The sequence below is a fragment of the Pedobacter sp. GW460-11-11-14-TSB4 genome, from assembly GCF_059423705.1.
On the sequence record NZ_JBWKYI010000024.1, the window covers coordinates 47,404 to 70,830 of the forward strand.

Below are 23,427 nucleotides of genomic sequence, written 5' to 3' on the forward strand. Positions count from 1 at the left end.
CAGCGAAATGGAGAGATCTATCTAGACAGATTTCTCGACTGCGTTGCACTTCGCTCGAAATGACGGTAACTATGGGGATTTTAAGCGTAAATTAATTGCTGTCATTCATATTGACTTTTATGAAACAAATAAGCCCTCAGGATGAAACTATTCTTTGCTTAAATTAAAAACATTGCCAAACCCAACCTTAACACACAAATTTAAACCAATGAACAAAAAAGTATCCATCCTTATCTCGCTGCTGGGGCTCTCGTTATCCCTTTCCGCGCAACAGGACAAATCGTGGTCGATGGTAAAAGGGAAAATCTCTTCACCATGGGCACAGGAAGTTAATCCTAAAAATGTTTTGCCAGAATATCCACGCCCACAGTTCGAGCGTGCTGGTAACTGGAAAAACTTAAACGGACTTTGGGATTATGCCATTTCCGGAAAATCGCAACAACCGGCAATCAATCAGGGTAAAATTCTGGTTCCTTTCGCGGTAGAATCTTCACTTTCGGGTGTGGGCAAAACCGTTGGTAAGGATAGCCTGCTCTGGTACAAAACCAGCTTTACCGTACCGGCCAATATGAAGGGTAAAGAAATTTTGCTTCATTTTGGCGCGGTTGACTGGAGAAGTACCGTGAGCATCAACGGTAAAGTGGTAGGTAAACATGAAGGCGGTTTCGATCCTTTCAGTTTCAATATTACGCCGTTTCTGAACAAGAGTGGAAACCAGACTTTAACTGTAGAGGTCTGGGACCCTACAGATGAAGGCCCTCAGCCAAGAGGAAAGCAGGTGAAAAAGCCTGAAGGCATCTGGTATACCCCGGTAACCGGTATCTGGCAAACCGTTTGGATTGAAGCGGTAAATAAAGTACACATCGATCACCTTAAAATAACACCAGATATCGATCAGCAAACGGTAGCGGTTACCCCATTTTTAACAGGCGCTGGTACTGGCGATCAGGTTAAGGTTTCGGCATGGGATGGCACTACGAAAGTCGCTGAGCAGATTGCTGATGGTAACGGTGCAATCAATTTAAAAATTGCGAACCCTAAACTTTGGAGCCCTAAAAATCCGTTTTTATACGATTTAAAAGTTGAACTGATTGCTAAAAATAAAAAGGTAGATGAGGTGAAAAGTTATTTTGCCATGCGCAAAACCTCAATGGGCAAAGATGAGAATGGTATTCAGCGTATGCTGTTAAACAATGAATTTGTTTTTCAGTACGGTCCGCTAGATCAGGGCTGGTGGCCAGATGGTCTTTACACTGCACCAACGGATGCAGCCTTAAAATTTGATGTCGATAAAACCAAAGAAATGGGTTTTAATATGATCAGAAAACACATTAAGGTAGAGCCCGCACGTTGGTACTACCATTGCGATAAAGCGGGTATGCTGGTTTGGCAGGATATGCCAAGTGGCGATTTGGGTAATGGCTGGGAGAACCGTCCGGGTATTTTAGACCATGGCTCAGATCAAAACAGAAGTGCAGAATCTGAAGGCTATTATAAAAAAGAGTGGAATGCGATTATCGATGCGCTTTACAATGTGCCTTCAATCGTCGTATGGACACCTTTTAACGAGGCCTGGGGCCAGTTTAAGACGGTAGAAATTGCCAAATGGACGAAAGAGAAAGATCCTTCAAGGCTTGTAAATACGGCTAGTGGAGGTAATTTTCATCCGGTAGGCGATATTATCGATCTGCATAATTATCCACATCCGGCTATGCCGAGCCCTGATTATTTTGGGAAAGATTATGTGCTTGTGCTTGGTGAGTTTGGCGGACTTGGCCTGCCTATTGATGGCCATGTTTGGCAACAGAAAAACAACTGGGGTTATCAGAGTTTTAAAAACAAAACCGATCTGTTTAACAAATACGCCCAGTTTATGAAACGTTTGGAAGAATTAATCCCCTTAGGACTTTCTGCCGGCGTGTACACGCAAACGACCGATGTGGAAGTAGAAACCAATGGATTAATGACCTATGATCGAAAAGACATTAAGTTTTCGGAAACACAGATGAAAGCATTACATGATAAATTGTACAATATTAGGATTCCAATTAAAAAGTAGATTCCTATAAATGCAATTTGTATTTAGCGCTAATAAAAAGACCGCAGCATTAACTTTCTGCGGTCTTATATGTAATAGGCCCTACTAAATAACTCCTCTGACTATAAATATTAGAGATAAATCTTAATTCAGATAAGTTAAACGATAAAAATTTAATTCATCTTTTTAAAATAAAAAACAGGTTTTGGCATTTCATCTGGCTGTGAAACCCAACCTCCTGATAGTTCTTTATCATTTAATAAAAGTATTCGAAAACTATTTCGATTCGATTGTGCACCTACAAACGAATAAAAAAACTGACCACCAACCTGACTTTGGTTTATTAAATAAGCGTTTGGTAAGCAATACCACTTGCTTTTATTTGTGCGATACGAAATACTTGAAAAATCGAATATTTGTCCTTGCATCAAATCGATTTCTTTATGTTTCTGCGAACCATTAAAATTTCCGTGTGAAAATTTCCATCTTCCAATTAGCAGGGATCTTATTTCGGCAGTCTTCAAGTTTTGGTTTGATTTATTATAAATGGCTATGCCGAAAGGCCATGATATCATCGCAAGACCAATACAAATAATAGCTATAATGATGATCTTTTTCATTTGGTAGTTTTAAGTTGCTTAAAATCGATTCCGTCAAGTATTGAGGGTTGTGCATCTTTGTAGCGTACTGTTAAAGATTCTGATGAATCAGGAAAAGAGCGCTTATTATCTTTTAATTTTTTCAAAATCTTGTTTTCAAATGCTTATTAATCTTGATTACAGTAAATAGAATCAAAAAATAAATATTGCTAAAATAAATTACACTTTTTATTAAAATGGCAATTTGGAAGAATTCTTTTCTTTAATCAAGCGATTATCAAAATACACATATGGATGTTCCAGGTATGCGCTGCTATATTCTTACTTCAAAGGACTAAATTTTGGCTATTGGCCTTACAGATTATCATTACTAAAAACCATCCCTACGGTTCATTGCTGATACGATAAAATGAACAGGAAATTCTATCTTAGTTAAGTTCAACTAAAAAGGCTTAAAACAAGTCAGAATTAACGATTTGAAATAGTCGATCTAGTTATATGCTAGCCAGGAAATGTTTCAATAGTGGTTCAGGTTATTTCATCACATAAAGGTTACAATGAAAAAATATTTATGCTTCGCATTTTTAATCTGTGTCGTTACAGTCAATGCTTTTGGTCAGGAGGCTGCCCGTATCCGCGAATATAAGAAGGCATTTAAAACTTATCCCTTTTCTGATCCTAATCCAATTCCTTCGTTTACCCACATTTATCCTTATTTCCGCTACGATGGATTTACCGATAAACCCGTACAAAAAGAATGGAAAGTTATTGAGCTGGAAAATGCCTATTTAAAACTGACCATCTTACCAGAGATAGGAGGAAAGATATGGTCGGCCATTGAAAAATCGACAGGAAAATCTTTCGTTTACGATAACCATGTGGTGAAATTTAGGGATATAGCCATGCGCGGCCCCTGGACCAGTGGTGGAATTGAGCCGAACTATGGCATTATGGGGCATACACCTAACACGGTAACGCCGGTAAACTATTTGACCAGAAAAAATGACGACGGCAGTGTAAGCTGTTTTATTGGGGTACTGGATCTGCTAACCCGGACAAACTGGACAATGGAAATTAATCTGCCCCGGGATAAATCATATTTTACCACCAAATGTTTCTGGTTTAATTCAACACCTGTTGAGCAGCCCTATTACCATTGGATGAACACGGGGATAAAGGTGAGTGGAAATTTAGAATACATTTATCCGGGCACCCATTATCTGGGGCATGAAGGCGAGCACAGCGACTGGCCGATAAATAAGGAGAATGGTAAAGACATTTCTTTTTATGATAACAATAATTTTGGTGGGTATAAATCTTACCATGTATTTGGCAAATACACTGATTTTTTTGGGGCTTACTGGCATGATGACGATTTCGGAATTGCAAGATATTCTGGTCACGATGATAAGGCAGGTAAAAAGATATGGATCTGGGGACTCTCAGATCAGGGCATGATATGGGAAAAGCTGTTGACCGATACAGATGGTCAATACTCCGAAATCCAATCCGGAAGATTATTCAATCAAACTGCTGATAAGAGTACCTTTACGCCATTCAAACATAAAAGTTTTTCACCTGGCGCGGCTGATTTATGGACAGAATACTGGTATCCTGTTTTAAAAACGAAAGGTTTTGTAAAAGCCAATGAGTATGGCGCATTGAATGTGAAACATGAAAATGGCTGGTTTAAAATTTATTTGAGTGCTGTACAGCAGATTTCAGAAACACTAAAGGTGACGCAGGGAGGGAAAAATATTTATGATAAAAAAATAGCAATCGCCCCATCCAAAACTTTTACTGATTCTATAAAAATGGATGTGAATCCTGGAGATCTGGTTGTTACTTTAGGCGATAATAAGCTGATTTACGAGTCTAAACCGGATGCCTATAACCTGAGCCGCCCGCTTGAATCGCCCAAAGATTTTAACTGGAATTCGGGCTATGGCCTTTATTTGCAGGGTAAGGCGCTGATGGATCAGAAAATGTACGCCGCTGCAGCAGAAAAATTAAAATCATCGTTAGCTAAAGAACCTAATTTTTTACCCGCATTGGTTAAAATGGCCGAATTAATGTACCGCAATATGCAGTATGCCGAAGCTTTAAAAGTGATAAAAAAAGCATTAAGTATGGATACGAATGATGGTGCAGCTAATTATTATTATGGCATCATCAATGCAGAAATGGGCAATGTAATTGATGCTAAAGACGGTTTTGATATTGCAAGTTTGTCCATTGAGTACAGAAGTGCAGCTTATAATGGTTTAGGTAAATTATATCTGGTAGAAAAAAACTGGAACAAGGCAATGGAGTATGCAGGCAAAGCGATTGATTATAACCGTTTTGATATTGCTGCACTACAAGTACAGGCTATTGCCCTTCGCTATCAAGATAAAAATGCTAAACCGGTATTGGATACGATTTTGTCATTTGATCCACTTAATCATTTCGCACGTTTCGAAAAATATCTGGCAAAGCCTTCAGCAGAAAACAAAACAGCATTCACTTCAATGATCCGCGATGAGCAGCCAACCGAAACCTTTTTAGAATTGGCTGTTAGTTATTACAAAAGCGGGTGTTATGAGGAATGTGAAAAAGTATTGAACCTGGCGCCTACAAATGCTTTGGTAAATTATTGGCTGGCATTTTTGCAGTATAAAAAAGGATTGTCTTCCTCTCTACTATTAGAACAGGCCGATGCTACCTCTCCCGCATTTGTATTTCCGTTCCGATCAGAAGACCTCGAAGTATTGTTATGGGCAACACAAAACAGCAAAAGCTGGAAACCAAAATATTACCTTGCCCTTTTATATAAAGACCGGAATAACATCACTGAAAGCAAAAAGTTGTTTACCGCATGTGGCGATCAGCCAGACTTTGCAGCTTTTTATGCCGCCCGTGCCGCAATGCTAATGGGGAACTCAGATCTTGCTGATCTTAAAAAGGCAATTGCATTAGATAAAAATGACTGGCGTTACATTAAACTATTGGGCGATTATTACATTAGCCATAAGCAGAATGCGCTGACGGTAATTGAACCTTATTACAATGCACACCAGGACAATTATATCATCGGTATGTTGTATGCAAAAGCGCTGTTGCTTAATAAGGATTACCGAAAATGCACTGAACTTTTATCAAAAATCAATATCCTGCCGTTCGAGGGGGCTACAATCGGGCGCGAACTATATCGGGAGGCAGAGCTGATGCAAGCCATTGAAAGGATACAACATCACGATTATAACACCGCAATTACTTTCATTGATGAGGCAAAGAAGTGGCCGTTGAACTTAGGGGTGGGTAAACCCTATCCGGAAAATCTGGATGAACGTTTAGAAGATTGGATGAGTTATCTGTGCTATAAACAAATGGGAAAACGAGCAGCCGCAAAAGCCTCTTTACAAAAGATTATTCAGTTCAAATCTAAAATTGAGAATACCGTGAATAATTTTATCGCTTCCAATCATCTGGCAACGGCCTGGGCACTTGAAAAACTTGGAAAAAGAGCAGAAGCCAGCAAATGGCTGAAGGGGCAGGTTAAACAATATCCCGACAATAAAATAATAAATTGGTGTTTGCAGGTATTCGAAAATGAACAATTGCCGAAAACCGACATAGATGATGCGGGAATACGCTTACTGGAAAAGCTAAAACCGTTTAAATAAAGTTACCACAATGCAAATGAAATAGGTCTGCATTTGCTTATGGAATAGGGAAGCGTGTTAATGCGCTTCCTTCCAATCTTTAACTTTTAATTCATCACCAACACGTATTGTACCTAAATGATGATGAAGCAGGTTTTGTCCGAACATGATTTTTTTGCCTGCTGTACGGTAACCGGCCAGCGTTCTCAATGGTTCCTGGCCTTTTTCGCCGGTTTGCTGATCGATCGTGATTAATACACATCTTGCACAAGGTTTTACCGCAGAAAACAGTACCTCGCCAATATGAAAACTTTGAAAACCGTCCTCCACATGAGGCTCGCCACCCGTAAAAACAAAATTTGGACGGAAACGGTCCATCAGAATGGGTTGGTCTAGCTTGTTGTTAAGGCCATCAAGCGAAGACTGACCGATAAGCAAACAGGGATAACCATCGGCAAAACTCACTATTTCATCATTCAAAGCATAATCACGGTCTACCCATCGTTTTTCAGTTAAAGGCATTTTTACCAGTCTAACCTTAAAGTTCAGGAAATCAGAAAACCAGTCGCTTACCGTTTTATTTACTTCAAGTGCTGTAGCGGTATCGTTCCAGATTACAACTGAAATTTGCTCCCCGGTATCTTCATCCAAAGAAAAGAATATACTTTGCTCAGGTAATTTTTTATGGGAAACTGTTAATTTACCATCGCTAATATTTACCTGCAATAGTGCCAGTTCAAAGTGTTTCCTTTGGGTAATAAAGATACCTTCCTCGTCAACAAGCATCCATCTTCTATCATATTGCAGGCCCCTTTCTTCGAGTTGCGCTTTTTCAAGGCGTATTCCACCCAGCGATTTGATGGGATAAATATTGATTTCAGAAAGGATAAACTTGTTCATGCTTTAAAGATAAATACACTTTTTTGATTTATCCTACTGGTTTGGACAAATGAAAAGTCATTGTTCTTCAGTACGGCCTAAAGTGTCTTTTATCCCTTCAAAATTTGAATAAGATCATCATTAATATAAAATACTTCTCTACCATCTTTAGCTGCACTCACTATTTTTGCATCTTCAAGTTCTCTGAAGTATTTAGTAAGTGTCGTTCTTGAGCTAACACCAAGCAGATCTCCAATAAATTTAGGTCTAATATAGGGCTGGCTGAAAATAGCTTCATTAATTTCTTTATTATACCATTTGATCTTGGATTTTCCATAAGATAGGGTAGCTTCCATCTGATTCAGAATACTTATGATCAACTGGTTAGTTAATACAGCAGTTTTTTCTACAGCATCAAGCATATATAGGAGCCAGGGTTTCCATGAACCTCTCTGGGTAACTACCCCTAGGTGATAGTAATAATCATCTTTGTTTAGGATAATGTATTTGGACAGATATAATATAGGTTGTTGTAATAAATCTTTGTTGACTAAATATAAAAGGTTTAGAATTCTTCCAGTTCTTCCATTTCCATCGGTGAATGGATGTATTGCTTCAAATTGATAGTGGGCGATGCACATTTTTATCAGTGGGTCTGATGGGTACTTATTATCATCGTTTAGATATTCAATCAAATTGTCCATTTTTGCTTCAATTATGCCCTCTCCTCTAGGTGGGGTATATACAATCTCGCCTGATCTAAATTGACTTTGCCCTCTTCTGATCACTGTTAAACTTTGTTGGGGCCTGAAACCTGCCGTTGTATTTTTAATCTGTCTGAATGTACTGATGATACAATCCTTATCTATTTTTCCGTTTATTACAATCAGTTTATACCCTTCCCAAAGTGCCTCCCGGTACCTTAATACCTCTTTCGTTGCGGGCTTAATGTTATCTTCTCTAAGCGTATCTGAAACGGCCTTATATAATTCATCTTCTGTGGTGAATATATTTTCAATCGCGGTTGAGGTTTGTGCCTCCTGTAGTGCAATAGTGTTGACTAACATTGTTGGATTGGGCAGGCGATAAAGGCTGCTATTTGTTGTAGCCAATGCTCTTGAAGCTGTTACTAATTTTTTTAAAATATCTATATCCTCCTCAATACTTTCTAAAGGAGGTAAGAGTGGGAGATCATTGAAAGGACGTGTTCTATCATATACCATAAATGTTCATTTTTATTATATCCTTAAGCGTATGTGTATAATATTAATTATTAATGGACAGACTTTAGGCATGTGTTCATATTTTACGAAATATTGAACATATCACAAAAATATGTAATATTTTGAACAGAAAAGCATAATATGTTCATTTTTTTAAAAATAATGAACATATTATGCCATTTGGTGTAGATTACTGACTTTATAATTCTTTTAGTCTATAATATTTGGATTATAAAATGTCGATGTTGTTCTGCTCAAACACCTCAAATATCTGCGCATTGATCATGCTTCTTGTGAGATCAGCTTTAGAAATATCCTTACACCAGAAATAAATGTTGATATTGCTGTTGAGCTTACTTATCGGGCTGATCATAATGATCGGTTCTTTGCTGATAAAAACATTGCTGTTCTCTACAATAATTTCTCTGATCAGGTTTACCACTTCAGTTGAATTAAAGGGTTTGGCAATTGATAAAGAAATATCTACCCGCATCTGGTTATTACTCAGTGTCCAGTTGATGATGTTGTTCGATAAAATGGAGCCGTTAGGAATAATAATTTCGGCGCCTTCGTCGCTAAGTAGGGTACTGGCGCGTACGCCGATTTCCTTTACCCTTCCTTTTTTATTGCTCAGTTCTACAATGTCACCTATTCGGATCGTCTTATCAAAAATAAGGATAATGCCCGATACAAAATTGCTTACGATATTCTGTAAACCCAAACCAATTCCCACACCTAATGCACCCAGGATCACCGTTATTTTATCGATTGGCAGTCCGGAGGCTGCAACGGCGATTAAAAAGCCGCCAATTAATAACACCAAACGGGTAACCAGTAATTTAGATCGCTCTCCTTTGTTATCATCAAAGCTATCATCGCCGGTATCGCCAAAGAAATAAGCAATGTATTTCTGCAAAAAGTTGGCAATCCAGATAATACCCAAAAACAATACAATGCCACCAAAAGTAAAAGAGAAACTGCCTATCGTTCTTTTCTCAGTCAGGATTTCCATTACCGATTCATACAGCCCGTTAAAAATATTCAGGTTGGTAGTAAAGATGACAAACCAGATTAGGGTAGCGCCAATACCCGTGAGCCTTTTAAGTCCGGCAATTACTGGCTGCCAGTCGAAATATTCCGGAAATCCCTTTCTGATCCTGCTGCTTTTCATCTGTAGCAAAAAGGCTTCTACCAATACTTTGGCCAGGATGGTTAACGATATGGCGTTTAAAAGCGAGCTTACCCCGGCAGAATAAAAAATCTGCGTGAGGGTAAAGCGGCCAAATAGATTACAAAAGGTAGCTATGATGGCAAAGACAACATAAATAAAACCCGTGGTCAGGATCATTTTATATCGTTTGGTTTGCTCATCGAGCATTTTCCATACCATAATGCCATAGGCCACCGAACTGGTCGTGAGGAACAGCAGGAGCCAGCGCTGGTATCTTGGTGGCATACCCAAAAGGCGTAAAAAAACCGGGGCAAGAAGGAGTACCACAAATATGCACCAATAGTAAAATAACTTTGCGCTTAGCTTTTTGCGGAAAAATACCGTGAGCAAAATAGCCAGTATAATCTCCACCGCTTCTATGTAAAGTGCAGGCGCCCGCAGATCAAAGATTGGCGCCAGTGCAAAGAGCATAATAAAGGTGATGAGGTAAGGCTGCGGACTGATCAGCGAAAAACCATCAAGGGTTTCTAAACGGCCACGCTGTTTTACACTTCTGAAATTGAAGAATACCCAAAAGAAAAATATGGTACAGGTGAACAGCAATAAGAGCCGGCTGCTTCGGGTATATACAAAATAATAGCCTGATATTTCCTGCTCTCCTTTGATAAACCTGCGAAAGCCCATGCTTTTATTGGCCCGTTTGTTTACCGATTCCCATAAGTAACGGCGCTCTTTACCAAAAGCTTTAATGCTCACCGCATCGAGCTGACTATCGGTCAGGTACATTAACTCTTTAATATTGATCAGGTTAGAAGAGGTTCTGGCCTGCAGGTTGTTAATTGATAAGGTAGTTGTTTTCAATAAACTATCCATCACTATCCGTTTCTTCTTTAACTCTGCAAACTGATCTTTAAACATCACCTGTATGGCAGGCACCGTAAATATTTTAATCAGTACGGTATCTTTACGCAGGTTCAGAATCTCGGTTTTTAAAGCCCGTAGCTCCTTTTCATATTCATCAAGGTCTGATAAACAATCTTTGTTATTGCCTTGTAGTTCTTCCAGCAGGGTTTGGTCCATCTGCAGGTTTTGCAGGTTTGGAGACCTGTCACTTTGTGTTAAACGGCTTTTAAGCAGTGCCAGTGCAGCTTCATCCTGCGTTAAATGTGCTTCTATGGGCTTAAGTTTCTTAAAAGAGCCAACAGTAACCGGAACTTTATTAACGGTTTCAAATACTTTTTCCAGATGCGTGAGATAATCACCCCTGGTCAAGGTAGCAGAATCGGAAAGAATAGCTACATCCTGACCTTTATCTTGCTGCGCAAACACATGAGCAGAAAAAAACAGGATAAAAAGTAACGATATGGAGTTCCGGATGGCCGGGTAAAAAGAATTTCGTGTTATCATCTAGCTTAAGCAGTATTGAATATTATCTTTTATTGAAAATATGGGTTTTCAAAAATAGGGATTAGAATTGATTTTCTGAGCGTATCACTTCGGCCACATTCTTTGGCCATTTCTTAAATTGCCTTACTGTAAAGCGAAATCAGTTTCAGATCAATGGTGAAGTTATGTGCGGATAAGACCAAAGGAAGACTTATTTCTGAACAAAAATTTCAACAAAAAAAGGGCGGCAAAATATTTTTGCCGCCCTTTACTAATATTGTGATGAACTTATTTTGCTAATGAAGCTGTTTGTTCTGTACCAGTTACTGGAGAGCTCATTTGTGTTTTCAATGCTGCAAACCTGTCAAGATTCAATTTTGGAGTGCTTCCCATTACTAAGATGTGTTCTCCTGTAGCTCCGCTTAATTTTAAATCGGCACGGCCTTCAATTACAGTATATAAACTTTCTGTATCTGAATCGATTTCAGCAACCGCATTTCCTTTTAAGAATAACTGTAGGTATTTAGCATCTAATTTACCAGCTGTTTTTACTACTGCATTTTCAGAAGCCTGTACTCTGTAGATATTGTTTACATAAACAGTAATCTTAGCGGTATTTCTATCTGCCGAACTAATTTTTAATGCATGTCCATCCTGGATTACTTTTACTTTACCAGTGTTATCATCATTGTAGCTTACGCCTTCTTTTTCTCCTTGTATCAATGTAATTTCTACATTTCCACTTACGATAACCTGGCTGATGTTTTTAGGTGCCGACATTTTAACTGGCTGTTTTTCGCCTGCCATTACACTTGTTGAGAAAATAGCAGAACTTAAAACGATAGCTGCTAATACTGATTTTGTTAGGGTTTTGATTGAGGTTTTCATAATGCTGTTATTTATATTTTTAATTAATATTTTGTGATTGTTTTGTAGATAAGACGCCACTATGGGCAAAACGTTGCAGCAGAAAATGCTCAATTATACCAACGCAGTGTAATTCTCGACGAACAGGTTTAAAAATCGGGCGAAAAGGAGTTCGTTTTTAGAGATCATTCTGGTTCGGGCGAGAATTCTCCCAATGATTTGGGATCAACATGGTAATAATAGGGGCTATCAATAATTGCAGGGCAGACCTGAAATGATCAGCGGTACAACGATGAATCTTGCATCCTGCCGTGATAACTTATGGTGAAAGTTATTTCAAAAGCGCTACGACTTTTAGATGGGATATATGTGCGCTGGTGGCAAACATTTTTTTATATTCCCTGTTTGTTTGAAAAGAGCTGATCTGAGGTTATAATTAATTAATAGATTTAGGCTTTAAAATTTAAATGAATGGCTAAAGTAAAAAAGCAGTCGGAAACGCGCTCATCAGGTACAATTCCTAAAACACTTACTGGTATTTCCGGACTTGATGAAGTCACGCTGGGGGGACTACCCTCGGGAAGGCCTACACTTGTCTGCGGCGAAGCGGGTTCTGGGAAAACACTTTTTTCCATAGAGTTCATCGTAAAAGGGGCACTGGATTATAACGAACCCGGCGTATTTATGGCTTTTGAGGAAAAAGCTGAAGAACTTAAAGCGAATGTAGCCTCACTCGGATTTGATCTGGATCGCTTAGAAAAGGATAAGAAAATAAAGTTGGATTATGTACACATCGACCGTTCGGAAATAGAAGAGACCGGGGAATATGATCTGGAAGGACTTTTCATTCGTTTGGGTTATGCCATTGACAGTATAGGTGCTAAAAGAGTTGTGCTGGATACCATCGAGAACTTGTTTTCGGGGCTAAACAACGCTGCAATATTACGGGCAGAGATCAGGAGGCTTTTTCAGTTTCTAAAATCGAAAGGGGTTACTGCAATCATCACAGGGGAGCGCGGTGGAAATGGGCTCACCCGTCAGGGACTGGAAGAGTATGTGTCAGACTGTGTGATTTTACTTGACCATAGGATTATTAACCAAATCTCCACCAGAAGGCTTAGGATTGTAAAATACCGCGGATCGGTTCATGGAACCAATGAGTACCCTTTCCTGATCGATGATGAAGGTATCTCGGTACTTCCGGTTACCTCTTTGGAACTGAATCATGAGGTTTCTTCGAAAAGCTTATCTTCAGGTATTCCTGCACTTGACAAAATGCTGGGAAATTCTGGCTTTTATAAAGGAAGCAGTATATTGGTTTCAGGTACGGCTGGAACGGGCAAGACCAGTATAGCGGCCACATTCGCCAATTCTACCTGTGCGCGAGGCGAAAAATGTCTTTTCTTTGCTTTCGAAGAGTCCCCAAAACAAATTATCAGGAACATGCGCTCTATTGGTGTTGATCTTCAAAAACATGTAACCAAAGGGACCCTGGAGTTTTATGCTTCACGCCCTACTTTATATGGCCTGGAGATGCATTTGGTGGCAATTCACAAGGCGATCAAAAAATTCAAACCCTCCGTGGTTGTGCTTGATCCGATCACTAACCTGATCACGATAGGATCTGTAAGTGAGGTGAAAACCATGCTTGTGCGTCTGATCGACTTTCTACAGGCTGAGCAGATTACGGTAATGTTTACCGCACTTACCCTCAATACTATCGTGAACGAACAAACCGACGAGGGTGTATCTTCGCTTGTTGATGCATGGTTATTGATCCGGGATATCGAGAGTAATGGGGAAAGAAACAGAGGCCTGTATATCATGAAATCAAGGGGCATGAAACATTCCAATCAGATTAGGGAATTTGTCATTACCGATCAGGGGCTTAACCTGATGGACGTATATCTTACCGAGGATGGTGTGCTTACCGGATCGGCAAGAGAGGCACGGGTATTGCTAGAACAAACCGGTGAAGTGATCCATGCACAGGCAGTCAGCCGGAAAGACCGTGAACTGGAACGTAAGCGGAAAGTTTTGCAATCAAAGATTGAAAGTTTAAGGTCAGAATATGAATCTGCAGAAGAAGAGCTTAATAAAGTTTATGTAGAGGAGGCCTTAAAAAAACAGATTATGGGCGAAACCATAAGCAAAATTGCCGACATGCGCAGGGGAAATACGGGTAGAGAAGAACAAAATAGAAATAAAAAAAAGAAATAAATAGTGGGTAAAGCATACGAACTCCGGCTGTATGTAGCCGGTAAAACGAGTAAATCGGTAGCGGCACTGGAAAACCTGAAGAAGCTCTGCGAAGAACATCTGAAGGGAAAATATAGCATTGAGGTGATCGACCTTTTGGAAAAACCACAACTGGCTGAAGGTGATCAGATATTTGCAATTCCGACACTGGTGAAAAAAGTGCCTGAACCCGTTCGCAAAATTATAGGTGACCTTTCAAATGAGGAAAAGGTTTTAGTGGGACTGGATATACGTACAAAGGTTAATAATTAATGATGTCTACAGGAAATCCAGATCATCCAGATAGTACCCCAAGCGCAGAATTTTTTTCGCTTAGGCTTTTCATTGCAGGTGCATCACCGGTTTCCGCAAGGGCCATTGTTAATATCCGTGCAATCTGCGAGGAATTTATTGCCGGCAGGTACGAGCTGGATATTATTGATGCACATCAGCAACCCTTACTGGTACAGCATGAGGACGTTACCGCCATTCCAATGTTGATCAAAAAATCTCCTCTTCCTACCAGAAAGCTTATCGGTGATTGTTCCGATCGTGAAAAAGTATTGAAGGGCTTGGGTATCAGGTATTAAATTATGCAGAAGACAAGTGAACATATTCAGCTTGAACGTGCCTATGAGGAACTTCGTCTCCAGCTGGAAGAAGCGAACGATATCATCCAGGCCATCCGCTCGGGGGAAGTTGATGCCCTGATTGTAAATGGTGAAGATGGACATCAGCTCTTCACGCTCAAGAGTGCTGATCATACCTACCGGATTTTTATCGAACAGATGACCGAAAGCGCACTCACCCTTGATGGGTTTGCTCGGATATTGTATTGCAATTCGCAGCTGGCCAGGCTTTTAGAACTACCTTTAGAAAAAGTTATCGGCCGAAACTTTTTGACATTTTTTTCAAGAGAAGACCAGGCGATTGTACAAGAGCTGATTAATAGTGCCTGGCAGGCAGATACTAAGGCAGAAATCAATATTATAAGCAGTTCAGGCATCTATTTGTCCGTACAGCTTTCTTTGAAAGTGCTTAATCTTGATGAAGGTACCGCGCTAAGTGTCATTGTTACTGATCTGAGTGAGTTGAAGAAAAACCAACTGCTTTTAGAAACCAGGAATAAGGAGCTTGAAGCAGCAAGAAGAACGGCTGATGAACTTAATGAAAATCTTGAAAATACCGTTAGGCTAAGGACAAGAGAACTGGAAGCGATCAATGAAGAGCTCGCGGCAGTTAATGATCTTCAGACAGAAATCAACGATAAACTCAATGATGCACTTCACGCCTTAAAGGAAAGTGAAGATAACCTGCAATCGGCCTTCGATGCCGCTGAGCTGGGTAGTTGTAACCTGGATATTAAAACAGGACGGGCAGAAGTGTCACAAAGATTCAGGGAACTTTGCGGCATGCCTTTGGAAGAAGAGGTGAACCGGGCAATGGTGCTGGCTTGCGTTGATACCGAATACCTTTCCGATCTCGAGCAGGCTTTTCAGGATTGTATCAATCTTAGAAAACCATTGGATTATACCTATCCGATCAGGCAGCTTATTTCAGGCGAGCGCCGTTGGGTAAGAATAGTTGGCAAGGCTAAAAAAGGCAGTAATGGCGATTTTGACAGCATTTATGCCGTGCTGATGGATGTAACAGATCAAAAACGCGATGAACAGCGGAAGAATGACTTTATTGCAATGGTGAGCCACGAACTTAAAACACCGCTTACTTCCATGAAAGGTTATATCCAGGTTATGCAACTGAAAGCCAGAGGTAATCAGAATGGCTTTGAAGATAAAGCCCTGCAGCGAGCTGAACGCCAGGTGAATAAAATGACAAGCATGATCAATGGTTTCCTTAACCTGTCACGTCTGGAGTCAGGCAAAATGTTGATGGATTTTCAGCCCGTAGAAATGTCTGTACTGCTTGAAGAAGTGCTTGAAGAATATATGGCCACAGTAAACAGCCATAACATAAAATTTGCCTTCCAGCCAGGGTTTTTTGTGAGCGTGGATAGAGACAAGCTTGGACATGTGGTTAATAACCTGATCAGCAACGCGGTGAAATACTCACCTGTGGATAGTGAAATAAGTGTAGACTGTTATCTTGAAGGTGAGACTGCCGTATTCCGGATTAAGGATCATGGAATGGGAATAGATGAAAACGATATTCCAAAGCTTTTCGAACGGTTTTACCGGGTAGAAAGTAACCGGATGAGCACTGTTGCCGGTTTTGGAATAGGACTTTATCTGTCTGCGGAGATTATTCACAGACATGGCGGGAAGATATGGGCAGAAAGCCAGATAGGAAAGGGATCTGTTTTTTATTTTAGCTTGCCTTTAATTAATTCTTCCATAAACCTTTAGGCTTAAATCATAGCACTAAAATTTAATTGATAGTTTCTCCGAAACAAGAATATTGTTTTTGTAGTACTCGAAAAACCAGCTTCCATTCTTTTTTAAAACGACGCCATTTGCACTCCCATTATTCGAAATATAACAATCCTCTGCTGAAGTTTTGAGTAAGGTCATTACAATTTTAGGCGTCGCGTCTATCAGTTGATAGCCATTGCTGATGGGTTGTGCATATAATAATCCTTCTTGTTGTTCTGTTTTGACAGCTACTGGCTCATTAACGGGTACAGGGGCGGTTTTAGCTGCTGTATTTACCGTGGCTGGTGCCGGGCTGGTAACCACAGTCGGGTTGCCCGCTATATATTTAAAATCGTTGAAGGAGGTGAAAGCATCTCTCAGCGCCAGATTATACGAAGTTTCATATTCTTTTTCCCTGCTTTTGCCTGCCTTGCTTTTGATCACTACAGCGCCCTTACAATCTTTAAGCAAAAGCGTAAGGTTGGTCACAAACATGCTGTTGTTTTCCTGCAGTTCTACAATCAGGGCCTTGCATCTATCGCCTGCAATTTCTTCAGGTATCTCCGAATTATCAAAATATACCGTAAAACCTTTCTCCTCAAAAAATGACTTGGTCAGGGTATTTAAGCCATATTGATTAACCTGCTTTAAAAAATTGAATTTCTCGGGCACGATAATGTATTTGTAATTGCCTGCATTAGACTGTGCCTGTACAGAAAAAGAGATGGCTAAAAGGATAATAAAAAGATACCTTTTCATAACGGTTAATGGAGTTTGGATAAGATTCCGCCTCAATTTATAGAATGAAACGGAGAAAATCAAATTTTATGCTCCACATCCAATATTATCTAGAAATTAGCTGCAGATTTGTTATCATTGAGCTGGCCAAATATCTTATTGACATGAAAATCATCCAAACCAACCAGAAAACCCATCTGTTTAAAGAAATCGTAATACGGTATTGAGGCTTCATTGCTCGCCGCTAACCCACCATACAAATTAAATGTTGATCCCGATCGCACAGACAAAATAACATGAATAAGTTTCTTACCATACTGTTTTTGATAACACTAAGCCGGTTTGTACAGGCAAAAGAAGTTAAGATTTTGAGCCCGGACAAAAAAATACTGGTGACCCTCAATACAGAAATGCATAATAAATCTGCATTAAACTATAGTGTTATGTTTCAGGGAAGTGTAATAATCGCTGCATCACCGCTTGGGCTTGAACTTGAAGGAGAAGATCCTTTGTCTGCTCATCTGGAAATTGTTTCAGTTAGCCAAAAACTAGTGAATGATACCTGGAAACCGGTTTACGGAGAGAAAAATATATATGCTGATCACTATAGGGGACTAACCATCCGGTTTAAGGAGAATACAAAACCTTTTCGTTCTTTTTCGATGGATTTTCGCTTATATAATGAAGGATTGGCCTTTCAATATAACATCGATAACAAGAAACCGGTAACGATTACCCGTGAGCTTACTGGTTTTCAATTTACCCGGGATCATGCTTCGTGGATAGCCAGGGAGTCGCAGGCAAGTTATACCAGGGAGCGTGTGAGCAAAACACCAAACGGTACTGAGCGTCCTTATGTGATTGAAATCGATCCAAAATGTGTGGTAGCATTGGGTGAGGCTGCTTTAACTGACTATGCACAAATGAAATTTGACCGTTCTCCAAAAGACAGCTTGTTGATAACAGCAGCACTAAAAGGAAAATCGGTTTTTGATAGCAGTTTTTCAACACCTTGGCGTTATGTAATGATTGCAGAATCACCAGGCAGACTATTAGAAAATAACTATTTCATACTAAACTTAAATAAACCATCTTCATTGAAGGATGTATCTTGGATAAAACCTGGAAAGGTAATCCGCGAGGTCACTTTAACAACAGCTGGAGGCAAGGCCTGCATAGATTTTGCTGCCAAACATCATCTCCAGTATATAGAGTTTGATGCCGGCTGGTATGGTCACGAATATGATAACGCATCCAGCGCGCTTGCCGTAAATGTAGACGCTTCAAGGTCTCCAGGTCCATTGGATCTAAAGGAAGTTATTGCTTATGGAAAAAGCAAAGGTGTTGGGGTAATCCTCTATGTCAATCAAAGAGCGTTAACAAAACAGATCGATACAATCCTGCCTCTGTATAAATCCTGGGGCGTGGCAGGATTAAAATATGGCTTTGTAAATGTAAATTCACAGCAGAATATGAAATGGCTTCATGAGGCCATCAAAAAAGCAGCAAATCATCAACTGATGCTGGATATTCACGACGATTACCGCCCAACAGGTTATTCGAGGACTTATCCGAATTTAATGACCCAGGAGGGCGTGCGTGGTGATGAAGAAAGTCCTGATAGCAAACAGGCATTAAGCACCATGTTTACCCGGATGCTGGCTGGTGCTGCCGATGCTACAAATTGTTATTTTGCGCCAAGGGTAGATCAAATGGGCTCGCATGCCTCGCAAATGGCGAAAGCAATCTGTTTATATAGCCCATGGCAATTCGTTTATTGGTATGACCGTCCTGCTGATGCACCCAGGGCTAAGGGAGGGGCAGGATCGGCCGCCTCCGTAATAGATGAAATACCTGATCTTAGTTTTTATGATGCTTTGCCAACCGTTTGGGATGATACCAGGGTATTCGATGGGAAGATAGGTGAATACGGTACTATAGCCAGAAAAAATGGAAACGATTGGTACCTGGGTACAATGACCGATCAATCAAGAAGTTTCACTTTACCGCTTAATTTTCTAGACAGAAAAACAAAATACGAAGCCACGATTTATACCGATGATTCTTCACTACAAACGGCCACAAAAATTCTGATCAGGAAAATAGAGGTAAATTCTTCAACCGTGCTGTCGTTTGATTTAAAAGCAAAAGGTGGAGAGGCTGTTATTTTCAGGGCATTATAAAAATAGCCGATTACGATACCATTTGGTTTTACACCTGCAAAAAAAACATAAGTAATTGTCAAATTACTTGTAGTGGGGCGCCCATTATATTTGAACCTTTATAAAATTAAGAATACCGGATGTTTTTTCTTTGGCATTTATGCTGCTAATAAAGATTGCAAGTTTTTGAGCTTACCGTGCTGTTTTATAGTAAGATAGTCCATTGTAATGAGTAGGATAATCCATTGTGTTAATCGTTTTAGTTATTTATTATTATACCAGCCCTACCGATGATCATCTCATCAGCGAGGACCGAAACCAAATATAATCAGTATGAACCGCAGGCTTATTTATTTAATGCTGTTGTTTTCGGCTATTGTGTATGCGATACAGGCATGCAATAGCTCATCAACGAGCCAGATCGCCGAGGAGCAGGTGCCTGATAGCATCAGTTACAATTTTCATGTCAGGCCGATTCTGTCCGATAAGTGTTTTATCTGCCATGGCCCCGATGCCAATAAACGTGAAGCAGATTTAAGACTGGATATCGCTGAAGAAGCCTATAAAGCTTTGAAAGATAAACCTTCAGCGCACGCATTAGTCCCGTTTAAGCCCCTATCCTCTGAACTTTTTTTGCGCATATCTAGTCAGGATTCAACGCAGCTTATGCCTCCTAAATCCTCTAATCTCAAATTAACCGCACATGAAATTGCCGTCATTGAGAAATGGATCAAGCAAGGCGCTAAATATGAGCGGCACTGGGCCTTTACGCCCCCAAAAAGTCCGCGGATCCCAAAAGTAGAAAATAAAGCGTGGGCAAAAAATGAAATCGATTATTTCATCCTTCAGAAACTGGAGCAAAAAGGGTTAAAACCAAATGAGCAGGCAGACAAAGAAAGGTTATTAAAACGCGTCAGCCTCGATCTTACCGGCCTGCCACCGGACATGGAGACAATGAATAAATTTATGGCCGACAATAGTAGCGATGCCTACGAAAAAGTTGTAGAATCGCTCATTCAGCGCCCGGCATATGGGGAGAAGATGGCATTACATTGGCTGGATGTAGCCCGTTATGCCGATTCACACGGTTATCAGGATGATAACTATCGTAGTCAATGGCCCTGGAGGGACTGGGTCATCCATGCATTCAATACCAATATGCCCTACAAGCAGTTTATCACCTGGCAATTGGCGGGAGATCTGATGCCCAATGCCACCAAAGAGCAGCTACTGGCCACAGGCTTTAACCGCAACCACAAAATCACCGAAGAAGGTGGAGTAATAGATGAAGAATACCGCGTTGAATACGTAACAGACCGGGTGAATACCTTTGGCAAAGCCATGCTGGCCGCAACTATTGAATGTGCGCATTGCCACGATCATAAGTACGATCCCTTCTCTCAAAAGGAATATTATCAGCTATATGCTTTTTTTAACAATGTTAAAGAAGTCGGACTTCAATCAACTGTAGGTGGTCCCGAAACCTATGCGAAAAAGCCACTGATGGAAATCAGCAATGAGGACATCAAAAAGATCCTAAGCTTTGTAAATAAGAAAGATACCAATAGACTGATTGTATCGGTAATGGGTGATAGAGATACGTTGCGTAAAACCTACATCCTCAACAGGGGTGTTTACGATGCGCATGGACAAGAAGTACAGGCGGGCACCCCGAAATCGTTGCTCGCTTTCAGCGATAAATATCCCAAAAACCGCTTGGGTTTAACCCAATGGCTTTTCGATAAGCAAAATCCACTTACCGCAAGGGTATTTGTGAATCAGATCTGGCAGGAGTTTTTTGGACGCGGCATTGTTAAAACCTCAGGTGATTTTGGGATGCAGGGTGAACTTCCCTCTCATCCGGAGCTGCTGGATTGGCTGGCTGTAGATTTTATGAACCATGGCTGGAACATCAAACGACTGGTTAAACAGATGGTATCCTCAGCAACTTATCGCCAGTCGGCAATCGTATCCAAAGAGAAATTAAAAACCGACCCTGAAAATATTTTGCTCGCACGGGCGCCGCGTTACCGCATCCCGGCGGAATCTATTCGAGATGTGGTACTCGCCAGTAGCGGCTTATTGGTGAAAACCATAGGTGGCCCGAGCGTAAAACCTTATCAGCCTGCCGGGCTTTGGGAAGGAGCAACATCCGGGCGGGGTATATTGGCCGCTTACCGGCAGGATCATGCTGAAGATTTGTACCGCAGGGGCATGTATACCTTTATCAAACGTACAGTTCCACCACCTTCAATGGGTATTTTCGATGCCAGTAACCGCGATCAGTGCGAGGTGAAACGCTTAAACACCAACACCCCGCTTCAGGCCCTGGTGATGTTAAATGACCCTACGGTACTGGAGGCTTCACGCGTTCTGGCAGCAAAGCTTTTACAGGAAAAGAATACGACTGAGGCAAAAATCAGGAAAGCATTCAGGCTGATTGTATGCCGCATGCCGAACGAAAAGGAAATAAAACTGCTCATAGCTTATTATGCAGATCAGCAAAAGGTATTTGAGCAGGGGAAAGATGCAGAAAAAGTACTGGCCGTGGGCGAATATCCCCTTGCTAAAAACGTCAATAAGGTCACACTGGCCGCAATGATGGAGGTGATTACCACCATTTATAATCTAGAGGAAACGATTACAAAAACCTGATATATGGAAAAGGATTTCTTAGAACATGGCCTTAACTTTAACAGGCGTCGTTTCCTGTCCAGGCTAAGTTTAGGACTTGGAAGCGTTGCCCTGGGCTCCTTATTAATGCCCGATCTTTTTTCAGGGGCCCTAGATGATGGCGATATTTTAGCCGGTCTTCCTGATTTTGCACCAAAAGCCAAAAGAGTAATCTACCTGTTCCAGAACGGGGCACCCTCACAGCTGGAGTCTTTTGATTATAAACCCAAACTCAGGGAGATGATGGGGCAGGAACTTCCGGCATCCATCCGTGCCGGACAGCGGCTTACTGGGATGACGGCCAATCAGGCATCCTTTCCGCTGGTGGGATCCTATTATGATTTTAAACAATATGGCGAATCCAGGGCGTGGATAAGCGACCTGTTTCCGCATACAGCAAAGGTAGTTGATGATATCTGTATCATTAAATCCATGTTTACCGAGGCGATAAACCATGATCCGGCTTTAACTTTCTTTCAAACCGGTGCACAACAAGGCAATAGGCCAAGTATGGGGGCCTGGCTGAGTTATGGGCTGGGCAGTGAAAATAAGAACCTGCCCGCTTTTACCGTTCTGCTCTCGCGTGGCAAAGGTAACGGGCAAGGGGTATACTCGAAATTATGGACTAATGGCTTTTTGGATTCAACCCATCAGGGGGTACACTTCAGCAGTGGTGAAGATCCAGTACTCTACCTTAAGGATCCTGAAGGACTGAACAGGTTTGAAAGGAGAAAAATGCTCGATAAGCTGGCGGAGATGAACGATCTTTCCTACAAAGAGTTCGGAGATCCGGAGATCAATGCAAAAGTGCAGCAATATGAAATGGCCTACCGGATGCAGACTGCGGTACCCGAAATCACCGACCTTTCCAAGGAACCGGATGATATCATCAAACTCTATGGATCAGATTGCCTGGTACCGGGAACCTTTGCAGCCAATTGTCTGCTTGCCAGAAAACTAAGTGAAAACGGTGTCCGCTTTGTACAGCTCTACCATCAGGGATGGGACCAGCATGGAAACCTGCCTAACGAAATGGCCGGGCAGGCAAAAGATGTAGATCAGGCTTCTGCTGCATTGATTACCGATTTAAAGCAACGCGGGTTATTGGACGAAACCCTGGTGATTTGGGGAGGTGAATTTGGCAGAACCAATTACTCTCAGGGTAAAATGACCAAAGATAATTACGGACGCGACCATCATCCACGCTGTTTTAGCATATGGATGGCCGGTGGAGGGGTAAAACCCGGGATCGTGCATGGCGAATCAGATGAATTTGGTTACAACATCATTAAAGACCCTGTACATGTGCATGATTTTCAGGCTACCGTTCTGCACCAACTCGGATTAAACCACGAGAAACTGATATTCAAACATCTGGGCCGCCGTTACAGGCTGACCGATGTATCCGGTAAGGTAATCAATGACATTTTAATATAGACT

15 protein-coding genes are annotated in these 23,427 nt (G+C 40.9%); 9 read left to right on the top strand and 6 right to left on the bottom strand.

What is annotated here, in order from left to right; all coding sequences use genetic code 11:
- The first annotated feature begins 208 nt into the window (after positions 1-208).
- A complete protein-coding gene (locus tag AC07YT_RS19480) occupies positions 209-2,059 on the top strand; it encodes a glycoside hydrolase family 2 protein (protein ID WP_086549229.1) in 1,851 nt (616 codons plus the stop codon).
- A gap of 152 nt (positions 2,060-2,211) precedes the next feature.
- Here AC07YT_RS19480 and AC07YT_RS19485 read toward each other — a convergent pair whose 3' ends face one another.
- A complete protein-coding gene (locus AC07YT_RS19485; protein WP_086544919.1) occupies positions 2,212-2,658 on the bottom strand; it encodes a hypothetical protein in 447 nt (148 codons plus the stop codon).
- A gap of 536 nt (positions 2,659-3,194) precedes the next feature.
- Here AC07YT_RS19485 and AC07YT_RS19490 point away from each other — a divergent pair.
- Positions 3,195-6,302 (top strand): DUF5107 domain-containing protein, encoded by a 3,108-nt coding sequence (locus AC07YT_RS19490; RefSeq protein WP_086544920.1) that lies wholly within the window; start codon positions 3,195-3,197, stop codon positions 6,300-6,302.
- Between the two features lie 57 nt (positions 6,303-6,359).
- Here AC07YT_RS19490 and AC07YT_RS19495 read toward each other — a convergent pair whose 3' ends face one another.
- The 4 genes from AC07YT_RS19495 to AC07YT_RS19510 form a co-directional block, all read right to left on the bottom strand.
- Entirely contained in the window at positions 6,360-7,181 is an 822-nt protein-coding gene (locus AC07YT_RS19495; RefSeq protein WP_086544921.1) for an MOSC domain-containing protein, read from the bottom strand.
- An 89-nt stretch (positions 7,182-7,270) separates the two neighbouring features.
- Positions 7,271-8,383, bottom strand: a complete 1,113-nt coding sequence (locus AC07YT_RS19500) for a Fic family protein (RefSeq protein ID WP_086544922.1) — start codon at positions 8,381-8,383, stop codon at positions 7,271-7,273.
- A 229-nt stretch (positions 8,384-8,612) separates the two neighbouring features.
- Positions 8,613-10,961 carry a mechanosensitive ion channel family protein gene (locus tag AC07YT_RS19505; protein ID WP_086544923.1) on the bottom strand — a complete coding sequence of 783 codons (2,349 nt, stop codon included), beginning with the start codon at positions 10,959-10,961 and terminating at the stop codon, positions 8,613-8,615.
- 267 nt (positions 10,962-11,228) lie between these two features.
- A complete protein-coding gene (locus AC07YT_RS19510; RefSeq protein ID WP_086544924.1) occupies positions 11,229-11,828 on the bottom strand; it encodes a GIN domain-containing protein in 600 nt (199 codons plus the stop codon).
- A 450-nt stretch (positions 11,829-12,278) separates the two neighbouring features.
- On the opposite strand from AC07YT_RS19510, the gene kaiC reads away from it, so the two are divergent.
- The 4 genes from kaiC to AC07YT_RS19530 are packed head-to-tail and all read left to right on the top strand — an operon-like array spanning position 12,279 to position 16,408.
- The gene (gene kaiC, locus AC07YT_RS19515; protein ID WP_086544925.1) at positions 12,279-14,027 is read left to right on the top strand and encodes a circadian clock protein KaiC; all 1,749 of its coding nucleotides are present in this window, start codon (positions 12,279-12,281) and stop codon (positions 14,025-14,027) included.
- A 3-nt stretch (positions 14,028-14,030) separates the two neighbouring features.
- A complete protein-coding gene (gene kaiB, locus AC07YT_RS19520; protein WP_478358588.1) occupies positions 14,031-14,318 on the top strand; it encodes a circadian clock protein KaiB in 288 nt (95 codons plus the stop codon).
- Positions 14,318-14,635 carry a circadian clock KaiB family protein gene (locus tag AC07YT_RS19525; protein WP_494945483.1) on the top strand — a complete coding sequence of 106 codons (318 nt, stop codon included), beginning with the start codon at positions 14,318-14,320 and terminating at the stop codon, positions 14,633-14,635. Before kaiB ends, AC07YT_RS19525 begins: the two co-directional genes overlap by 1 nt.
- Before the next feature lie 3 nt (positions 14,636-14,638).
- Positions 14,639-16,408 (top strand): PAS domain-containing sensor histidine kinase, encoded by a 1,770-nt coding sequence (locus AC07YT_RS19530; protein ID WP_086544927.1) that lies wholly within the window; start codon positions 14,639-14,641, stop codon positions 16,406-16,408.
- 15 nt (positions 16,409-16,423) lie between these two features.
- Here AC07YT_RS19530 and AC07YT_RS19535 read toward each other — a convergent pair whose 3' ends face one another.
- A complete protein-coding gene (locus tag AC07YT_RS19535; RefSeq protein ID WP_086544928.1) occupies positions 16,424-17,173 on the bottom strand; it encodes a hypothetical protein in 750 nt (249 codons plus the stop codon).
- Positions 17,174-17,448: 275 nt separating this feature from the next.
- On the opposite strand from AC07YT_RS19535, the gene AC07YT_RS19540 reads away from it, so the two are divergent.
- The 3 genes from AC07YT_RS19540 to AC07YT_RS19550 all read left to right on the top strand — a co-directional run bounded on the left by AC07YT_RS19540 (position 17,449) and on the right by AC07YT_RS19550 (position 23,424).
- Entirely contained in the window at positions 17,449-19,335 is a 1,887-nt protein-coding gene (locus tag AC07YT_RS19540; protein WP_086544929.1) for a glycoside hydrolase family 97 protein, read from the top strand.
- 312 nt (positions 19,336-19,647) lie between these two features.
- A complete protein-coding gene (locus tag AC07YT_RS19545) occupies positions 19,648-21,969 on the top strand; it encodes a PSD1 and planctomycete cytochrome C domain-containing protein (RefSeq protein WP_086544930.1) in 2,322 nt (773 codons plus the stop codon).
- Between the two features lie 3 nt (positions 21,970-21,972).
- Complete coding sequence (locus AC07YT_RS19550) at positions 21,973-23,424, top strand: DUF1501 domain-containing protein (protein WP_086544931.1); 1,452 nt, start codon at positions 21,973-21,975, stop codon at positions 23,422-23,424.
- Positions 23,425-23,427 lie beyond the last annotated feature (3 nt).

What these genes read in the sequence shown, in the direction of transcription:
- kaiC (WP_086544925.1), top strand. Translation starts at nt 12,279, where the DNA reads ATGGCTAAAGTAAAAAAGCAGTCGGAAACGCGCTCATCAGGTACAATT.
- AC07YT_RS19525 (WP_494945483.1), top strand. Translation starts at nt 14,318, where the DNA reads ATGATGTCTACAGGAAATCCAGATCATCCAGATAGTACCCCAAGCGCA.
- AC07YT_RS19505 (WP_086544923.1), bottom strand. Translation starts at nt 10,961, where the DNA reads ATGATAACACGAAATTCTTTTTACCCGGCCATCCGGAACTCCATATCG.
- AC07YT_RS19495 (WP_086544921.1), bottom strand. Translation starts at nt 7,181, where the DNA reads ATGAACAAGTTTATCCTTTCTGAAATCAATATTTATCCCATCAAATCG.
- AC07YT_RS19545 (WP_086544930.1), top strand. Translation starts at nt 19,648, where the DNA reads ATGAACCGCAGGCTTATTTATTTAATGCTGTTGTTTTCGGCTATTGTG.
- AC07YT_RS19530 (WP_086544927.1), top strand. Translation starts at nt 14,639, where the DNA reads ATGCAGAAGACAAGTGAACATATTCAGCTTGAACGTGCCTATGAGGAA.
- AC07YT_RS19540 (WP_086544929.1), top strand. Translation starts at nt 17,449, where the DNA reads ATGAATAAGTTTCTTACCATACTGTTTTTGATAACACTAAGCCGGTTT.
- AC07YT_RS19490 (WP_086544920.1), top strand. Translation starts at nt 3,195, where the DNA reads ATGAAAAAATATTTATGCTTCGCATTTTTAATCTGTGTCGTTACAGTC.
- AC07YT_RS19535 (WP_086544928.1), bottom strand. Translation starts at nt 17,173, where the DNA reads ATGAAAAGGTATCTTTTTATTATCCTTTTAGCCATCTCTTTTTCTGTA.
- AC07YT_RS19510 (WP_086544924.1), bottom strand. Translation starts at nt 11,828, where the DNA reads ATGAAAACCTCAATCAAAACCCTAACAAAATCAGTATTAGCAGCTATC.
- AC07YT_RS19500 (WP_086544922.1), bottom strand. Translation starts at nt 8,383, where the DNA reads ATGGTATATGATAGAACACGTCCTTTCAATGATCTCCCACTCTTACCT.
- AC07YT_RS19480 (WP_086549229.1), top strand. Translation starts at nt 209, where the DNA reads ATGAACAAAAAAGTATCCATCCTTATCTCGCTGCTGGGGCTCTCGTTA.
- AC07YT_RS19485 (WP_086544919.1), bottom strand. Translation starts at nt 2,658, where the DNA reads ATGAAAAAGATCATCATTATAGCTATTATTTGTATTGGTCTTGCGATG.
- AC07YT_RS19550 (WP_086544931.1), top strand. Translation starts at nt 21,973, where the DNA reads ATGGAAAAGGATTTCTTAGAACATGGCCTTAACTTTAACAGGCGTCGT.